General features: G+C 47.8%; 15 protein-coding genes and 3 pseudogenes. 8 read left to right on the forward strand and 10 right to left on the reverse strand.

Annotated elements, in window-relative coordinates:
* The first annotated feature begins 105 nt into the window (after positions 1-105).
* Both hisI and KB890_RS23480 read left to right on the forward strand, forming a co-directional pair.
* Positions 106-507 carry a phosphoribosyl-AMP cyclohydrolase gene (gene hisI, locus KB890_RS23475; protein WP_094965570.1) on the forward strand — a complete coding sequence of 134 codons (402 nt, stop codon included), beginning with the start codon at positions 106-108 and terminating at the stop codon, positions 505-507.
* A gap of 36 nt (positions 508-543) precedes the next feature.
* Positions 544-1005: pseudogene (locus tag KB890_RS23480) on the forward strand (GTP-binding protein); the annotation flags it as partial.
* On the opposite strand, the gene KB890_RS23485 reads toward KB890_RS23480, so the two are convergent.
* On the reverse strand, positions 986-2062 hold the full coding sequence (locus KB890_RS23485; protein ID WP_000227969.1) for an IS110 family RNA-guided transposase: 1077 nt from the start codon (positions 2060-2062) through the stop codon (positions 986-988). The pseudogene KB890_RS23480 and the gene KB890_RS23485 sit on opposite strands and share 20 nt — an antisense overlap.
* Before the next feature lie 281 nt (positions 2063-2343).
* On the opposite strand from KB890_RS23485, the pseudogene KB890_RS23490 reads away from it, so the two are divergent.
* Positions 2344-3141, forward strand: a pseudogene (locus tag KB890_RS23490) (GTP-binding protein); the annotation flags it as partial.
* 266 nt (positions 3142-3407) lie between these two features.
* On the opposite strand, the gene KB890_RS23495 reads toward KB890_RS23490, so the two are convergent.
* The 4 genes and pseudogenes from KB890_RS23495 to KB890_RS23510 all read right to left on the reverse strand — a co-directional run bounded on the left by KB890_RS23495 (position 3408) and on the right by KB890_RS23510 (position 8185).
* On the reverse strand, positions 3408-5057 hold the full coding sequence (locus tag KB890_RS23495; RefSeq protein WP_001190536.1) for a nucleoside recognition domain-containing protein: 1650 nt from the start codon (positions 5055-5057) through the stop codon (positions 3408-3410).
* 11 nt (positions 5058-5068) lie between these two features.
* Positions 5069-6199, reverse strand: a complete 1131-nt coding sequence (locus KB890_RS23500) for an NAD(P)/FAD-dependent oxidoreductase (protein ID WP_004141234.1) — start codon at positions 6197-6199, stop codon at positions 5069-5071.
* Between the two features lie 70 nt (positions 6200-6269).
* Positions 6270-7651, reverse strand: a pseudogene (cysS, locus tag KB890_RS23505) (cysteine--tRNA ligase).
* Positions 7652-7732: 81 nt separating this feature from the next.
* Positions 7733-8185, reverse strand: a complete 453-nt coding sequence (locus tag KB890_RS23510; protein ID WP_000211298.1) for a Fur family transcriptional regulator — start codon at positions 8183-8185, stop codon at positions 7733-7735.
* A 97-nt stretch (positions 8186-8282) separates the two neighbouring features.
* On the opposite strand from KB890_RS23510, the gene KB890_RS23515 reads away from it, so the two are divergent.
* From KB890_RS23515 to KB890_RS23535, 5 genes are all read left to right on the forward strand, one after another.
* Positions 8283-9482, forward strand: a complete 1200-nt coding sequence (locus KB890_RS23515) for a CobW family GTP-binding protein (RefSeq protein WP_040198874.1) — start codon at positions 8283-8285, stop codon at positions 9480-9482.
* A gap of 70 nt (positions 9483-9552) precedes the next feature.
* Positions 9553-9975, forward strand: a complete 423-nt coding sequence (gene dksA / locus KB890_RS23520) for an RNA polymerase-binding protein DksA (RefSeq protein ID WP_000165782.1) — start codon at positions 9553-9555, stop codon at positions 9973-9975.
* A gap of 63 nt (positions 9976-10038) precedes the next feature.
* Positions 10039-10974 (forward strand): GTP cyclohydrolase FolE2, encoded by a 936-nt coding sequence (gene folE2, locus KB890_RS23525; protein WP_000020322.1) that lies wholly within the window; start codon positions 10039-10041, stop codon positions 10972-10974.
* Positions 10964-11524: an LbetaH domain-containing protein gene (locus tag KB890_RS23530; protein ID WP_000944851.1), complete on the forward strand. Its 561-nt coding sequence runs from the start codon at positions 10964-10966 to the stop codon at positions 11522-11524. The genes folE2 and KB890_RS23530 overlap by 11 nt, the downstream gene beginning before the upstream one ends.
* A 129-nt stretch (positions 11525-11653) precedes the next feature.
* Entirely contained in the window at positions 11654-12520 is an 867-nt protein-coding gene (locus KB890_RS23535) for a tunnelling fold family protein (RefSeq protein WP_151393778.1), read from the forward strand.
* Between the two features lie 16 nt (positions 12521-12536).
* On the opposite strand, the gene KB890_RS23540 is transcribed toward KB890_RS23535, so the two are convergent.
* Genes KB890_RS23540 through KB890_RS23560 form a run of 5 tightly spaced genes read right to left on the reverse strand, consistent with a single transcriptional unit; the run spans position 12537 to position 16779 of the window.
* Positions 12537-13346, reverse strand: coding sequence for a DUF1460 domain-containing protein (locus KB890_RS23540; protein WP_000709111.1), 810 nt, complete (start codon positions 13344-13346; stop codon positions 12537-12539).
* Positions 13347-13361: 15 nt separating this feature from the next.
* Entirely contained in the window at positions 13362-14189 is an 828-nt protein-coding gene (locus KB890_RS23545; protein WP_021575195.1) for a metal ABC transporter permease, read from the reverse strand.
* Positions 14183-15043, reverse strand: a complete 861-nt coding sequence (gene sitC / locus KB890_RS23550; RefSeq protein WP_040167306.1) for an iron/manganese ABC transporter permease subunit SitC — start codon at positions 15041-15043, stop codon at positions 14183-14185. Before sitC ends, KB890_RS23545 begins: the two co-directional genes overlap by 7 nt.
* Positions 15040-15861 carry a manganese/iron ABC transporter ATP-binding protein gene (locus KB890_RS23555; protein WP_000075719.1) on the reverse strand — a complete coding sequence of 274 codons (822 nt, stop codon included), beginning with the start codon at positions 15859-15861 and terminating at the stop codon, positions 15040-15042. Before KB890_RS23555 ends, sitC begins: the two co-directional genes overlap by 4 nt.
* Positions 15862-15864: 3 nt before the next feature.
* Complete coding sequence (locus KB890_RS23560; RefSeq protein WP_000939730.1) at positions 15865-16779, reverse strand: metal ABC transporter substrate-binding protein; 915 nt, start codon at positions 16777-16779, stop codon at positions 15865-15867.
* Positions 16780-16933: the final 154 nt, after the last annotated feature.

The following is a 16933-nucleotide window of genomic DNA, read 5'->3' on the forward strand; positions in this document are numbered from 1 at the left end:
AAACGATGGAAATCTACTGATGTTTTGATCGTGCCATGTAAGGAAAGAAGAACTGGCAAATTTTATTGTTACGTTATAACATAACACATGATAAGTGAGGTGCCAATGTTTCTCTTACTGGAAAAAGCCCATGCAGGTGCAGTTTTTAAACTTGAAGATATCCTGGCATCAATACCCTGGGATTCTCATGGATTGATCGCTGCGATTGCACAGCAATATGACACTGGAGAGGTGTTGATGCTTGCCTGGATGAATCAACAGGCTCTTGATGAAACCTTATTGACTGGCAGAGCCTGTTACTGGTCGCGATCCCGATCATGCCTTTGGCGAAAAGGTGAGACCTCCGGCTGCGTTCAGCAAGTAAATGATATCCGTCTGGATTGTGACGGAGATGCGGTACTACTGCTTGTGGATCAAAAAGGTGGAGCCTGCCACACAGGTCGGCGGAGTTGTTTTTACAACGCCATTAAAGGCGATGAGCTAACCGTGCTCAACGATCCTGGTTAATCCGAACACAACGAATATCTGAGGAGATGTAAGGTAATGTCCGAAGTCAGTGCAAATTTTCATGGCGATAAACGCCTGCCGGTTACCGTACTTTCGGGATTTTTGGGAGCAGGGAAAACGACACTGCTTAACCATATTCTGAACAACCGGGAAGGCCGTCGTGTTGCTGTCATTGTTAATGATATGTCTGAGGTGAATATTGATGCTGCCCTTGTGAGGGAAGGTGGTGCAGAACTCTCCCGGACTGATGAAAAACTGGTAGAAATGAGCAACGGTTGCATTTGCTGCACATTGCGCGAAGATCTTCTTCTCGAAGTTAATCGTCTGGCAAAAGAAGGGCGTTTTGATCAGCTTGTCATTGAGTCCACCGGTATATCTGAGCCTCTGCCTGTTGCTGAAACATTTACCTTTGCGGGCGATGACGGTGAAAGCCTTTCGACGGTGGCCCGCCTTGACACCATGGACGCCCTTCTAAGAGTCAAGCTGTTATCGGGATACTGTTGATCCGCCTGTTTTGATTGCGCAGTAACGTGTAAACTTCGCGGGAGATATATCGCTTTAGACAGCGTATCGCTTCCATTTTTGTATGTCCTTCGGCTACACGCCTGGCGACATATTCCTTTGTTTTTGCGTCAGTTCGTAAGCGTCCGATGGCGATGATGTGAAGTGCACTATTTGCAGCACGATCTCCACCACGATTAAGTCGGTAACGGTTCGTTTTTCCAGAAGAAACGGGGACCGGGCTGACACCACACAGTGCCGCAAATCCTGATTCTGATCTTAACCGTTGAGGATTGTCTCCGGCAGTGATCAGCAACTGTGAAGCGCTTTCGTATCCGATAGCATTACGTTTAATCAGTTCAGGTGCCAACTCGTCGACAATTGCCGCAATCATGACATCCAGATCAGCGATTTCGTCATGTAACTCGAGATAGCGTCGGGCAAGGGACTTTAATGAAATGCGATAAACGTTGGTTACATTGCGGTATTCACTGGCATCAGGTCTCCAGGAACCCAGGGTCCTGATGAGCTGCATGCGCGTCATATTTCTGAGCTGTTCACGTAATTCATCCGGGGCAGAGATAATATTTGAATGGATAATCTGGAGAGCGACTCTGCGGGCTGATATTGCTGTTTTTCGGCAAGTTTTTAATACCCGCAGGGACTCAATCATGCCATCACGCGTTTTGGGAGTAACTGTCCTGATGCCTGAGAATGCTGCATGAGCGGCACATTCAGCATCAATTGTGTCACTTTTACCCCGTTTGCGTCGCTCCATCCGGTCTGGAGCAGTCACCTCAAGAACTTCTAACCCGGCGTTCTGAAAATAACGAAGCAAACCGGAACCATAGGTACCTGTGCACTCAACACCAATTCGCTTTAATGTCCCAAACGAGGTCATCCATGCCAGCATCTGCCGGTAACCTTGTCGTGTTGTGGAGAAATACTGAGTCCCAAGGACTTTATTGTTCTGATCTACGACAGCGGCAACGTGCAAATCTTTATGTGTATCCACGCCACCCACAACGGCAGCTTCGGTAACTTTATCAACCATGACAGAGCTCCTGTGAGGAAACAGAGTTGAATCTCCAGACAGATAACCCGGACAGGACAGTAACGAGACAAGCCGTCAGGCCCTTCTTGAGTCACGCGCATCGGTGAGGAGATGCCTCGCATGAAGGCGCTTCCGGCAACCGACGGGTCCAGGGCAGGACACAAAAGGTCGATCGCTGTGTGAGTCAGGATGCGGGAAGGTCTTCACTGCATCAGTAATCACACCAATCTGGTTAAACGGCAAACTAAGTGGTGGTAAAGACTGACATCGGCATTATTACTGTCACTGTGGTGGATGCGTACAATTTTCTGAAAGACTACGGTTCGGAAGACAGCATTCAGTCACGCGGAGAATCGTTAGGTGAAGGTGATGAAAGGAGCGTTGTTGACTTGCTGATCGATCAGATTGAATTCTGTGATGTGCTGGTCCTTAATAAAGTTGACCTTATCAGTGAAGCGCAAAAAGAAAAACTGATGGCGATTTTACGTTCGCTTAATCCACGGGCCAGAATCGTTGTTTCACAGTTTGGACAGGTTCCGCTGGGCAACATACTTAATACCGGGCTGTTTGATTTCGAGCAGGCCGCTCAGGCACCCGGCTGGCTTAAAGAACTCCGGGGCGAACATACGCCGGAGACAGAAGAATATGGGATCACCAGCTTTGTCTTTCGCGCCCGCCGGCCTTTTCATCCGACCCGTTTCTGGCAGGTGATGGAAAATGAGCTGGATGGAGTCGTCAGATCAAAAGGTTACTTCTGGCTGGCCAGCCGTCCGGAATTCGCAGGTTCATGGTCGCAGGCAGGTGGCATTGCGCGCCAGGGGCTGGGGGGCATGTGGTGGGCTAGTGTGCCGAAAGGACGTTGGCCAGAGGATGCTGAGTCACTGAAGTTCATCATGTCTAACTGGATAGATGGCATTGGTGATGCCCGTCAGGAACTCGTTTTTATTGGAATGGATATGAATGAATCAGAACTGCGCAACAGACTGGATTCCGCCCTGTTAACGGATGCAGAAATGGCAGAAGGGCCTCAAAAGTGGCGGCATTATTCCGATCCTGTTGAGCCCTGGTTCGAAGAATGAATCGAAGGCACCCGCATTTGTCGGGTGCCTTCGTATGAAAGCGAAAAGGGGGCAGATTTACAACAATTCTTCCCCAGCTTTTTTGAACCACTGTACAACACTATTCAGATGTGGTTGCCCATATAGCGAGACAAAACGTCTGGTTTCCTGATGATCTTGGGACTCAAGGACTGCCAGACGGGATGCAATAAATGCCTGCGTCAAGGGAATTCCACATTCTTCTGTGATGCACCGGTACCATTGCTGGTAAGTCTTGGGGATCATACTTATGCCTCATGAATAAATAACTGGGATATCACCAGAGCCACCACCAGAGAACTTAATACCTGTTTTCCCGCCACTGCTGCTGCAAACCGCCAGTTTATTTCCCGGGCGATGGTAAATACCGTGACAAGGCAGGCCATCAACGTAGAGGCGAGCCATACAAGTAGCAGTAACTGAGATGTGCTGAGAGACTGTATTAAGCTGCCGCCATCCTGATTGAGCACCATCAAACCATCTTTCCTTAGCAGTGAAAAAATGATCCCGGGCATCAGTTCTGCTGGCAGTTTAAAAAGATGAAGTAAAGGTGCCGTCGTTTCACTCAGCCAGCGAGTGATCCCTGCGTAATCAAGCATCCCCGCAACAATGCAGATAATCAGGAATAACGGCATGGCTTGCGTAATGAACTGACGGAGGATATTTTTCAGCATCCATGTCACATTTCGCCAGCGTGGCCATTGTAGCCAGGTGAGCTCTGTCAGACGCTGGTTTTGGCCAGGCTTCAACGACCCGTTCCAGAGGCGCGTATGTATTGCGCCTGTGAAAAACAGCAGACTGAGATAGGGGATAAAGAGCCATGGTTGATGGGCGGCATTAAAAAGAGAAAGCGTCGCCCCCGTCTGATAGCTGCAAGCGGACCCAAAGCTAATCATACTTATACAAGCATGCCGGGTGCATCGCGAACACGAACGGCTCTGAAAAACCGCCACGACATTACAGCCGAAACCGCTTAATACAGGAATAAGGTCCTGACCGCTGAGGCCGAGTTTTCTCAACCAGGGATCCAGCGTCGCTGTAATTCTTTCCTTAAGTCCACTGTCGTCAGTCAGCGAAAGAGACAACCCTATCAGTACCACCACAGGAAATGCCCATACAAACGAATAAAGTCCCAGACTAAAAAGACCGTAATTGCCGACAAATAGTGTCTTCAGAACGTCGGGCCAGCTCGTCGTTATATTCTTAAGCGGCTGAATAACCGCACTGTCAATGACAGGCTGAATAAAATCTGACAGCAGCCATGCCCCCCATACCGGAACGGCAAACAGCAGGAAAAGGCATACTATTGCAGCAACTTTTCCACACCAACGATGTTCAAATATCGTTTGTTGAGGAAATTCAGCCAGCAGATTAATTACCGGTATCTTTTGACGGGGTAAAGAGACAGCGGAGGGTGCAGGTTTATCCTGCAACAGCAACTGCACTATTCCCTGGCGAACATTGCTGCCAGCTTCCCGGGCATTGACTGCCAGTACCGGCGCACCTGATGTTTCACTCAGGTATTCAGTCACTTCCAGAAGGCCCTTTCTGATCTTATCAGCAAAGGTCAGGAGTATAACAACGTGTTTTGCCTGTGGCGGTATGAGGTGACAGAGCGTTTGCCACTCCTGCTGAGCGTGCGTGGCCCGCAGAACCACCAGAATGCCATCATGCTGATTTAGCGCATCAAGGGCGAGTTTTGTGGTTTCACTGTCGCTCTGAAAACGTATGCCTGGCGTATCAACCAGGCAGATCCCTGCATCATTAATGAGACCTTCCCGACATACAACGGTCGATCCCCTGAAATTACGCTCATCACTGGCAGCACTTTCCGTCAGGATATTAAACAGGGTAGATTTTCCTGCACTTTCTAATCCCATTAAAACGAATGATTGCATAAACACGGACCTCAGCACGCACAGTCCTCATCGGCACAGCAGTCAGGCTCTGAAGGCAGAACCCACCAGTCCCGTACTCCTTCAGAGGACAGGCCCAGATGACGCGTGATACTTTCTGCCACGACGGGAAAGCGCTGACGGAACTTATAGATAAAGCAATAAATATTACCGGCATGCCGCACATGAGGGCCGACAAGGTACAAACCAGGAAAAAGGGTTGAGCAGTCTTCGTCCGTTAAGACCGGATAGCCATCATCATTCCATTCAAAAAAAGCAGCCAGTTGCCTTGCTCCCCCGCCACACTGGAAGCCGGTAGCAAGCACAGGCACCTCGTCAGTAGCCCAGGCGCGTCCGTTTGTGGTATGGACTTTGTACGAACTTCCCGGGCCGGGCATTCTGATTACTTCACAGACATCCGCATCTTCATAAATTTCGAAAAGACGGTGATTCATCACTCTGTTCAAACGCTCACGGGTATAAGGGGAAAGCGATAGACTGGGATCGCTGATGTGGTTAGTTGACCAGGGGGCTGAGCGGGTTAACATTTTTACCGATGAGCCATTTTCCAGCAGGTTTACAGCGGCATCCACCGCGCTTTCATAGCCGCCTATAACAATGTATTCACCTTTCCTGAAATCCTTCCAGCTGGTCACATCACCGTAATGGCAACAAATATCTGCTCCAGGAAAAATCTGCCGGTCTGGGAACTGGAATTCGCCTGTAGCCCATATTAAAGAGCGTGTTTCCAGCTTCTCTCCTGCTTCTGTTGTCAGTATAAAATTACCGGAACTGAGCAACGCAACCTTTGCAATCCTGGCGGGAGCCATGACGGGTATCTGATACTCATCCAGTACGACCTTAAGGTAACTGGCATAAGTTTTCCCCCCAGGATGTTCTTCACCGCAGAAAAGCGCCAATGAACTGTCAGGGGTCACAGAGTTCAGGTCTGGTTGTCCAAACGGATTGGAAAAAAAAGAAGGAGTAATAAAACGGGTTTCTTCCGGCCAGCGCATAAAGGAGGCACCTACTTCGTGACTGTCAACGACCAGGATATCCTGTATGGCACTACGACGAAGAAGCGCCGCCATACCCACCCCGGCCGGACCCGCACCGACAATAACGACTTCGCGTGGTTGGTTCATAAAATTACCCTTTGCATTACGTTATAACATAACAATTGATATTGAAATTTTTTACATCCAGAGGGACAACTTATCGGATACGCCATGAGGTATTTTCGCCGACATCTTCAAGATCAATGCCTTGCTCCGCTAATTCATTTCTTAAACGATCGGCCTTGTCCCATTTGCCCATACGTCGTGCCTCACTGCGTTGGTGAATTAACTTTTCAATAAGTTGCAGTTCTGCAGGATGAAGATCACTGCGGTTTTTCAAAAAGGCATCCGCTGATTGTTCAAGCAAACCCAGCACATTCCCCAGGTCTTTCAGCGTGGTGGCAAGTGCTGCGGCTTCATCATCATTCGTTCCGCAAAGCCTGTTAATCTCTCTTGTCAGTTCAAATAAAATGGCAAGCGCCTGGGGTGTATTGAAATCATCATCCATTGCCTCACAGAATCTGGCCCGCCATGCATCGTGCTGTTCAGATCGAGACCCGTCAGCGAACTGGCATGCGGTGTAGAGCCGTGTCAGCGAGGCGCGCGCGAGGTGAATATTCTCCTCGCTATAATTCAGCGGCTTACGATAATGTGCGCTTAGCAGGAAGAAGCGCACACTCTGGGCATCGAACCGATTCAGAATATCGCGCAGGGTAAAAAGTTATTCAGCGATTTCGACATCTTCTCTTTATTCACCGTCACCATGCCGGTGTGAAGCCAGTAATTTACGTAAGGGCCATCATTGGCGGAGGTGGATTGGGCAATCTCATTTTCATGATGGGGAAATATCAGGTCAGAACCACCGCCATGAATGTCGAAATGGGTACCAAGGTAATGGCAGTTCATTGCGGAACATTCAATATGCCAGCCAGGTCTCCCTTCACCCCAGGGTGATGGCCAGACGGGCTCGCCGGGTTTTGCCCGCTTCCAGAGAACAAAATCCAGCGGATCGCGTTTATACTCATTCACTTCGATGCGGGTCCCGGCACGAAGCATGGTAATATCCTGTCCCGAAAGCTTTCCATAGCCTTTTGCCGATGCAGTGGAGAACATGACGTCACCATTCTCTGCAATGTAAGCAAATTGTCGATGCAGAAGTCGTTCGATCATACTGATGATTTGTGGGATGTGCTCTGTGGGACGAGGTTCGATGTTTGGCGGCAGGATGCCTAACTTTGCAAAATCAATGTGCATTTCATGCACCATCCGCTCTGTCAGGCTGCGCCAGTCCTCTCCCGTATCACGGGCGCGCTGAATAATTTTATCATCTATATCAGTAATGTTACGCACGAAAGTCACATCGTATCCGCGAAAACGCAGATAGCGGACAATCATATCAAAAGCTACAAAGGTTCTGGCGTGCCCAAGATGGCAAAGGTCATAAACCGTCACGCCGCATACATACATGCCGATTTTGCTCTCTTTAACCGGAACTAATAGCTCCTTTTGCATACCAAGCGTGTTTGTTAGTTTAATCATTACGTTTACCTCATTATTTTTAGATAGCAGCACACGAACACGCCTGGCGCTAATTAACAGTCGTCCGGAATAAGAAAAAAATTATTTGGTGATAGTACGATTACAGTCCGGACAGATACCATGACTGGAAAGGGTAATTTCCCGTTCGGTCATACCATGTCCAGTGAGATGTGATTTTACCAATTCAATGGCCGCTTCCAGGGCTGGATCCTGCTCAATAGGAATAACATGATGGCAGTTATCGCATTCAAAAAGTCCTACGGCAGCCCGTTGGGTCAGAGCGAAACGCTGAGTTCTTGCCGAGTCGGTATAACGCTGGACAATACTGACCTGCATTAGCCGTTCCAGTATTCGGTAAAGGGTCACACGATCGGGAGCCTGCTCGCCCAGTTGCTGAGTTAAATCGTCATGGCTCATGGCCTGGCTGGCATGTTCAAGGCACTGCAGTGTAGCAAGGGTGGATGGCGTTGCCCGCAAACCATGTGTGCGCAACGTTTGCTTCCAGTCATACGTTTTGGCTACTGGTGTTGTCATATTTCCCCCTCCGAGTCATGTCATTTGAATTTTGGCAGGAAGCCGGTATTATTGCAACTTGATTGCATTAACGTTTAGCGGCATAAGGCTGGATGCTATGAAAAGAACACCGCTCATTATCCTTAATGGTTTTCTGGGGGCAGGGAAAACTACTCTGCTAAAAAACCTTCTTACACAGGCACACAAACGGCGAATGACTGTATCCGTCATCGTTAATGACATGAGTGAACTTGATGTGGATGGCGTCCTGATAGCAAACACAGAAATCGTTGATGCAGCCAGTAACAATTTTGTGAGTATTTCAGCAGACAGTATCAGCAGCAGAAGCGGGATCCAGAAGCTGGATTCCGCGCTGAAAAACCTGCTCGAAAAACGGTCTGCGGATTTTATTTTACTGGAAACCTCAGGTAGCAGCCATCCTCTTCCCCTGGTCCGCTATCTGCGAGAACATACCCAGGTAAGTCTCAAAGCATTTTTGTCTCTTGTTGATACGGTCATGCTTAATGATGACTACGACGGTGGAAAGAAGCTTATTCCGGTTTTCCAGGAGCACCTCAATAAAGGAACCCGGGGAGTGGAAAGCCTGCTGGCAGAACAGATTATGTTCTGTAATAAGCTCTTATTAACCAAAAACGACCGGTTACCCTTCTATGTGGTTACTGAGGTAGCCAGAGCCATACATCCCCTTAATCCCCAGGTTGCAATTATGGCCGTGCCCTGGGGAAATTTACAGCTGGATGAATTGCTTTCCATGCCGGATTACGATTTTCATCGGGTGGCGTTACTTATCGATGAGCTTCAGGATGCCATTGACGCAGTTTTGCCGGATGAAACCGATAAAAAATACGATATTTCGTGGAGGGTCATTGAGGATGACCGTCCATTTCATCCGCAGCGGCTGTGGGATACCTGCCATTGCTTCATGGGCGCAGGCGTTTACCGCAGCAAGGGGTTTTTCTGGCTACCGGGAAGGGATGACCTGGCATTATTGTGGAACCAGGCAGCAGGGAGCATCAATCTCGAATTCATAAGCTACTGGAAAGCCGGGGTCCTGACTCACACTGATAATTCATTGACAAAGGAAGAACGCGCAGCTATCCGTCAGCAACTGGCAAAAATGCCTGGCAGATTTGGTGACCGGCGCTGCCGCCTGACTGTTATTGGCGAGAGCGGCGAAATTGACGATTTTGCCCTCGCATTGCGCCAGTGTTTACTCACTGAAGAGGAAATTCTCTGGTGGCAGCAGGGGGGGATTTTCCACGATCCCTGGCCCACGAAAGTGGCCCGGCTGGCTTAACAGGTTATTTTGCAGCGGCAGTTAATGTTATGTTATAACGTTTCATTACGCAATTTTATCGGTACAGGACATGACTAAACCTACCCGCGCTGAACGAGAAAAAATCCTGGCGATGCTGCCAGAAGATTACATGAATCCTGTGCAACAGGACTACTTCCGGCGGCTTATCCGCCACGAAAGGCAGGAGGTGCTTGATCATATAGACCAGATGAAGCAACAACTGCAGGATAATCCAGAAACGGGTGACGAAGGTGACATCGCCATTCGTGAAGAGCAGTTACGTCTGCTGTTCAGACAGATAGACAGAGAAAGCCGCCTGTTGCCGAAATATGATGCAGCGCTTATGCGGCTTGAAAAAGGAGAATATGGCTTCTGCCGGGATACAGGCGAACCTATCGGTCTGCAACGCCTGCTACTCAGGCCCACCGCAGAATTAAGTATTGAAGCCAAAACAAAGGAGGAAAAAGTTGAGATTCAGTACCGAAAGAAATAAAGCGGTGGCTCAGGCAGGGGGCAGGGTAGGGATGAGAGTAAATATCAGATCAGGCAGATATATATGAGTATTGCAGCCAAACAAACCTTATGCCCCGGAATGCTACCGGATATTCAGTCCACTAAGGGTGACGGTGAGGGCGAGTCATTATCCTGGGTTGGCATGGAACAAATTGACCTGCCGATAGACATCGCAGGCAGGCCGGTATCAGCAAAGGTCAATGCTGGCATAAACCTTCTCAGTTCACCTGAAGCTGAAAAGGGGATCCATATGTCTCGTCTTTATCTTCTTCTGGACGAACTGACACAAGGGGAAATCACACCGGCATTATTGCAACATGTGTTGAAAGCATTTCTGGTATCTCATCAGGGACGTAGTGATGAAGCCAGTATTGAGATTTCAGGGGATTTGTTACTGTCGCGTAAGTCGTTAAATTCTAATCACTCCGGCTGGAAAGCTTATCCTCTGACTCTGAGCGCCGAACTCAGGCAATCTTTTACGGTTACCCTCAAAGTGGGTATCCCTTATTCGTCCACCTGCCCGGCTTCCGCTGCACTTAGCCGCCACGTCGCGGGTTTGCAGTTTAGCAAAGACTTTGGTAACAGGATCGACAGGCTCCCGGCAGCAGAAATAGCCGACTGGCTTGTTGAGAAAGGAATGCCGGCAACCCCGCACAGCCAGCGAAGCTGGGCATGGGTGAGTATCCGTCTTAATCCTGAAGCAAAATCACTGCCTGTGATTGAACTGATTGATTATGCTGAAGTTGCTCTCGGGACAGCCGTGCAAACGGTTGTCAAGCGGAGCGACGAACAGGCTTTTGCGGTGGCTAACGGTCAGAATCTGATGTTTTGCGAAGATGCTGCCCGTCGGCTCAATAACGTTTTTCGTTGTGCACCCTTTTGTGAAGCATTTGATATCAGGGTTGAGCATCAGGAAAGCCTGCATCCTCATAATGCCGTTGCCCGTATTCACTGGAAAGGAAGTAAAAATGTTACGTAAAAACCCATCAGGTCATACCCCAGTGGTGTCAACAAAGGCCTATATCGATCCCACCGCGGTAATTTGTGGACGTGTCATTATTCATGATTATGTTTACGTCGGACCTTATGCGGTTATCCGGGCTGACGAGCTAAATGCAGACGGGGATATGGATCCTATCATTATCCATTCCCACTCTAATATTCAGGACGGGGTGGTTATTCACTCAAAAAGCGGCGCGCCAGTGACAATAGGAAGCGGAACGTCTATTGCCCACCGTGCAATAGTGCATGGCCCCTGTCAGGTTGACGAGCGGGTATTTATTGGATTCAACAGCGTGTTGTTTAACTGTCATATTCAGACTGGTTGTGTTATTCGCTATAATGCAGTTGTGGATGGCGTTACCTTGCCTGAGAATACCTATATTCCATCAACGGAACGCGTGGGGCCTGATTCCGATCTTAAAAGTTATTCGAGGGTAGACCCCGCTTCTTTACAATTTTCAGAAGAAGTGGCCAGTACCAACGTTAAACTGGTCGAAGGTTATCAGAAGTTACGCAATGAATTCTGAGTATGGCTCGGCTAGTGCCGTTAACGTAACACCGTATTATTAACGATTTGTTATTAATGTAGCAAAATGATACTTACCTCTTCTTTCCTTTTGCGGAAGAGGCTTTTCTGTTTTATTAAAGAGGTAGCGGTGAAACTTTTTATTAATGATCTGACGGTCATGGATTTTAGTTTCCTTGATGCGGAATCCGGGTTGATTGGCGATAGCCTTATTGTTGATATTATTCTTGAGGGAGATCTGAATGCTGAGTCAATGGTAATGGATTTCTCACATGCTAAAAAAAGTATCAAACATGAAATTGATAAACTGGCCGATCATGTCCTGATTGTGCCGGAACAAAATAGTCATATTATTGTTAGTCATGCAGGCACTACGACGGAAGTCGCCATGCTGCGTAAGAATGGGGAGACCCAGTGTTTTATTTCCGGGCCGCAGGAGAGTTTCTGGCTGGTCCAAACAGATAATATTAATTCCCGTTGCCTTGAATCCCAAATAGAAAAACATTTACTGGCGTGTTTGCCGCAAGGAGTAAAAGACATAACGATAACGTTACGGCCGGAAAGTATTAATGGGGACAGTTATCACTATTCGCATGGACTGAAAAAACACCGCGGAAATTGCCAGAGAATAGCGCATGGGCATCGCTCTGCGATCAGAATTTTTGTGGATGGTGAGCGAAGCCATATGTGGGAACAGAAGTGGGCAACGCGATGGAATAACGCTTATCTATTAAGCCGGGAAGATGTCGTTACAGTGACAACACTTTCACCGCGTGCCGTTGCATACTGGCATAAGGGGCTGACATGTTCTTCCTGGCGGAGTTCTCAGGGATACTTTGAAATCATGCTTTGTTCTGAGGTAGTAGATATTCTGCCGTGTGATACCACGGTTGAGTCACTGGCTTTATTTATCAGGCAGTCAATTGAGCACGGTTTACCCGCAGCGAAAATAGAAGTCCATGCCTTTGAGGGAGTGGGGAAAGGCGCTATTGCCTGACACACTATTCTACTTTTCAGGGGTATTGATCTGTTTTGTCTCGTAAAACTACAATACCCGGTTTTGTAGCCATGTATCTAATAAAAGGTGAGTCAACTACCTTTCTATTTTTCGCTAATGACGATGCATTTCTGAACCAGATGTTATTGTGGTCTTTGATAATGATCCCAACATGTGAAACATCCAGACCTCTTTTTGTTGAATAAATACCCACATAATCACCTGTTTGCAGTTTATTTATTACCTCTTTATCTATTGCAGAAGCCGGTATGTAACTTATCCGTCGTGAGATAATGCCGAGACCCTTAACATATTCTTGTTTTTTATTCTTTTGGTTTAGCTGTTTGTTGACAGTAATAGTATACGGACTGATGTCCTGAGTAACATCTTGTGCATTTCGCGGAGATATGACCGCCCAGTCCGTGAAAAAATGTTTTCTGCCAGTAAAATCAATCATTCCGTTTGTATAACGAGTCTTAACAAGTTCAGATACATAAGTTTGCCAGCTACTGGCGTGCGCCATGGAGCGAACATAATCAAGAAAAGTAAAACAATCCACGGTACTGGGATTAGTGACCAGCCTCTCTTGCATCGAAGATGATCCAATCAGTGTATGCGCCTGGTAAGGCGTTCCGAGGAAACGGGAGGATATCTCAGCAACGCGTTCATTATAGCTGAGGCCATTTCTGTACAACGAAGTGGTATGAAGGATTTTGTTAACTTTCGCCTGACTTTCTTCAATAGAATAGTCGCTTCGTGCCTGCTGAGGCTCAGCGAATCCCACGCAGCTATAAAATGAAAGGAGAAAGATAATTGCTTTTTTCATAAAATATCAACTTCCTCAGAGATATTTCTCATTATATTTAAAGCTTGAGTATATAAAAATAACTATAAATATCAGGGCAAAAAGCAAAACAACCGTTGGCGCAGGCGCACTATCAATGAAATAAGAGAGGTAAACGCCGGTCGTTGATACCAGAGCCGATAAAGCCACAGCGATGAATAATGCGTTGCTAAATCGTTGCGTCAAAAGAACTGCAATAGCACCGGGCGCGATAAGCAAAGAGACGGATAAAATAATCCCCACGGACTTTAGCGTGGCGACAACAGTAAGCGAAATCATGCTCAGTAATCCGTAATAGAGCCATCCCGTCCGTAGTCCACTGACCCTGGCCTGCTGAATATCAAAACAGTAAAGCAGGAAATCACGCCATTTAATTCCGGTAATCAGCAGTATAAATAAGGCAATGGTGCCCGTCTGGAGTATGTCGGTGGCGTTTATACCAAGCATGTCGCCAAAGAGGATATGTTCAAGCGGAACATCCGGACGGACTGAGACATACAAAATCAGTCCGGAGGCGAACATACCCGAAAAAATGATACCCAGCAGCGTATCCTGCTTTATGCGGCTGTTATCTTTAATATATCCGGTAAGTAAAGCACAGGATAATCCAGCCACAAAAGCTCCGGTGCCTAATGGCAACCCTACAATCCAGGCCAGTACAACCCCGGGAAACACGGCATGGCTCATGGCATCCCCCATCAGAGCCCAACCTTTCAGCACGAGAAAAACAGACAGCAGGGCGCAGGGAACAGAGACCAGCAGCGCGATTATCAGGGCATAATTGATGAAGTCAAAGCGGAAAGGTTCAATGAGCATATTCAGCATTTACGCGGTCCTTTTGACTGAGAAACCGATCGGCGGTTCGCCAGTAAGCCATGTACCGGGGCGAAAATGAACACCAGCAAGAAAATGAGGGTCTGAGCGACCACGATAATGCCACCCGTTACGCCATCAAGGTAATAACTTGCCCACGCACCCAGAAAGCTGGTGACACTGCCTATGGTCACCGCAATACAGACCAGGCGGGGGAAGCGATCAGTAAGCAGCCAGGCCGTTGCGCCAGGCGTTACCACAAGGCAGATCACCATGAACGCGCCTACGGTCTGTAATGCCGAAACGGTGGAGAGGGTTAACAGAAGGAAAAATAATATCTTAAGCCTTTCCGGATGTAATCCTACCGCCCGCGCATGATTTTCATCGAAAAAGGTCAGTAATAAATCTCTCCATTTTAATAACAACGTAATAACCGAAATAATGCCAATGACGGTAAGCTGAAGAATATCTTCTGGCGGAACCGCCAGGATATTTCCCAGAATGATTGATTGTATATTTACCGAAACAGGATTCAGCGAGATGATAAATAATCCAAGCGCGAAAAAGGATGAAAAGATCAAACCAATGATGACATCTTCTTTTAGACGGGTACGTTGATTAAGAAGGAACATGCTGCCTGCTGCCAGCCCGCCAGAAACAAACGCACCCACCGAGAAGGGCAGTCCCAGCATAAAAGCGCCAGCTACTCCGGGTACGATAGAATGGGACAGCGCATCGCCAATTAGTGACCAACCCTTCAACATCAGATAACAGGATAAAAAAGCACATATTCCTCCGACCATTGCCGAAATCCACATGGCATTGAGCATGTATTGATAACCAAAAGGCTCCAGAAGCCAGCTCATGATGACCTGCCTTTATCTTCATATTCAGCGGAAGGTTGATAATTTGGCTGTGTTGATCCTCCCTGAACTGGCAATATATCTGACTCACTCTCAATGTTTGCACTAAACGTCTTTTTTATATTTTCCGGCGTAAATGTCGTGGCGACAGGACCGCTTGCCAGCACGGTGCCTTTCACCAGAACGGTATAATCACAATATTCGGATACGGAGGTAAGGTTATGCGTTGAAACCACCAGGGTGCTGCCTTCTTCTTTCAGTTCGCCAAGCAGCGTGATGATTTTCTTTTCGGTATTGACATCCACACCGGTAAAAGGCTCATCAAGAAGGATTACTTTGCCCCGTTGTGCAATAGAACGCGCGAGGAACACCCGCTTCTTTTGCCCTCCGGATAATTCACCAATCTGCCGGTGGCGGTAAGGAAGCATATCTACACGCTCAAGCGCATCATTAACGATCCTGCGATCTTCTTTACCCGCTCTACGCAGCATACCCATATGGCCATACCGGCCCATCATGACGACATCTTCCACCAATACCGGGAACGACCAGTCAATTTCCTCGGACTGAGGTACATAGGCAATAATATTGCGGCGAAGCGCCTGTGCAGGAGGCATCCCGAGAAGTGAAATCGTTCCGCATGAAGGGGATACGAATCCCATCATTGCCCTGAATAGTGTGGATTTTCCGGAACCATTTACCCCCAGCAGGGCCGCGTTCGAACCTTTAGGGACGCTGAATGATGCATTCTGTAATGCCTTATGGCCGTTACGATAAACAACAGTTAAGCCCGCTACTGTGATGCCTGCCGCCTGGCTCATCTTTTACTCCTTCATTCCGCTGTGCAAACCCTGTACCACTGTCCGGGTAGTGACGTTCAGCAGATCAAGGTAGGTGGGAACCGGGCCATTTGCTGCGCTCAGGGAATCCACATAAAGTACGCCCCCATAATGTGCACCTGTTTCGCGTGCGACCTGACGGGCTGGTTTATTGGAAACGGTACTTTCGCTAAATACCGCCGGAATTTTATTCTGCCGGACTTTATCGATTACGTTACGAACCTGTTGCGGGGTTCCCTGTTGATCGGCATTAATCGGCCATAGATAGAGTTCTTTCAGTCCCAGATCGCGTGCCAGATAAGAAAATGCGCCTTCGCTCGATACCAGCCAGCGCTGTTCGGCAGGGAGGGTTTCTATTTGTTTACGCAGCGGTTCAAGCGTCTGACGGATCTTTTGTTTATAGGCGTCCGCATTGGCTTTGTAAGTTTCAGCATTTCCCTGATCGTATTTCACCAGCGCATCACGAATATTATCTACATAAATCAGTGCATTATCAGGCGACATCCAGGCATGAGGATTTGGTTTTCCATCATACGGACCCTCGGTAATGCTTATTGGAGTGATACCTGTAGTGACCACCACATCCGGTACGTTTTTCAATCGTTGATAAAATTTTTGAAACCAGAGTTCGAGGTTGAAGCCATTTGAAAGGATTAGCTGTGCCCCCTGAGCACGCTTTATATCTCCGGTTGTAGGCTGATATTCATGGATTTCTGCGCCAGGCCGGGTAATCGAACTGACTTCGGCGGCGTCCCCTGCCACGTTCTGTGCCATGTCAGCAATTACCGTGAATGTCGTGATGACCTTAAACTTTTCAGCAGCATAAGCGCCATGAATAGCTGTCAGTCCTGTGATAAAGGTGCTTAACAGGATTATCTTTACCGTCTTTAGTTGAAGCATGGTTATCTCCTGATGAAATCACTGTTTGTTAATAATTAGTAATGTTATAACATAGCTTATACTATGCAACATAGCACAGGCTATATTTAAATGAGAAAAATTATCTTTATCATTTAAGAGCTGATGGCACAGTATTTCATGGCTTATGCAAGCG

Source organism: Klebsiella sp. P1954, from assembly GCF_018199955.1.
In the GTDB taxonomy this organism is placed as follows: Bacteria; Pseudomonadota; Gammaproteobacteria; order Enterobacterales; family Enterobacteriaceae; genus Klebsiella; species Klebsiella pneumoniae.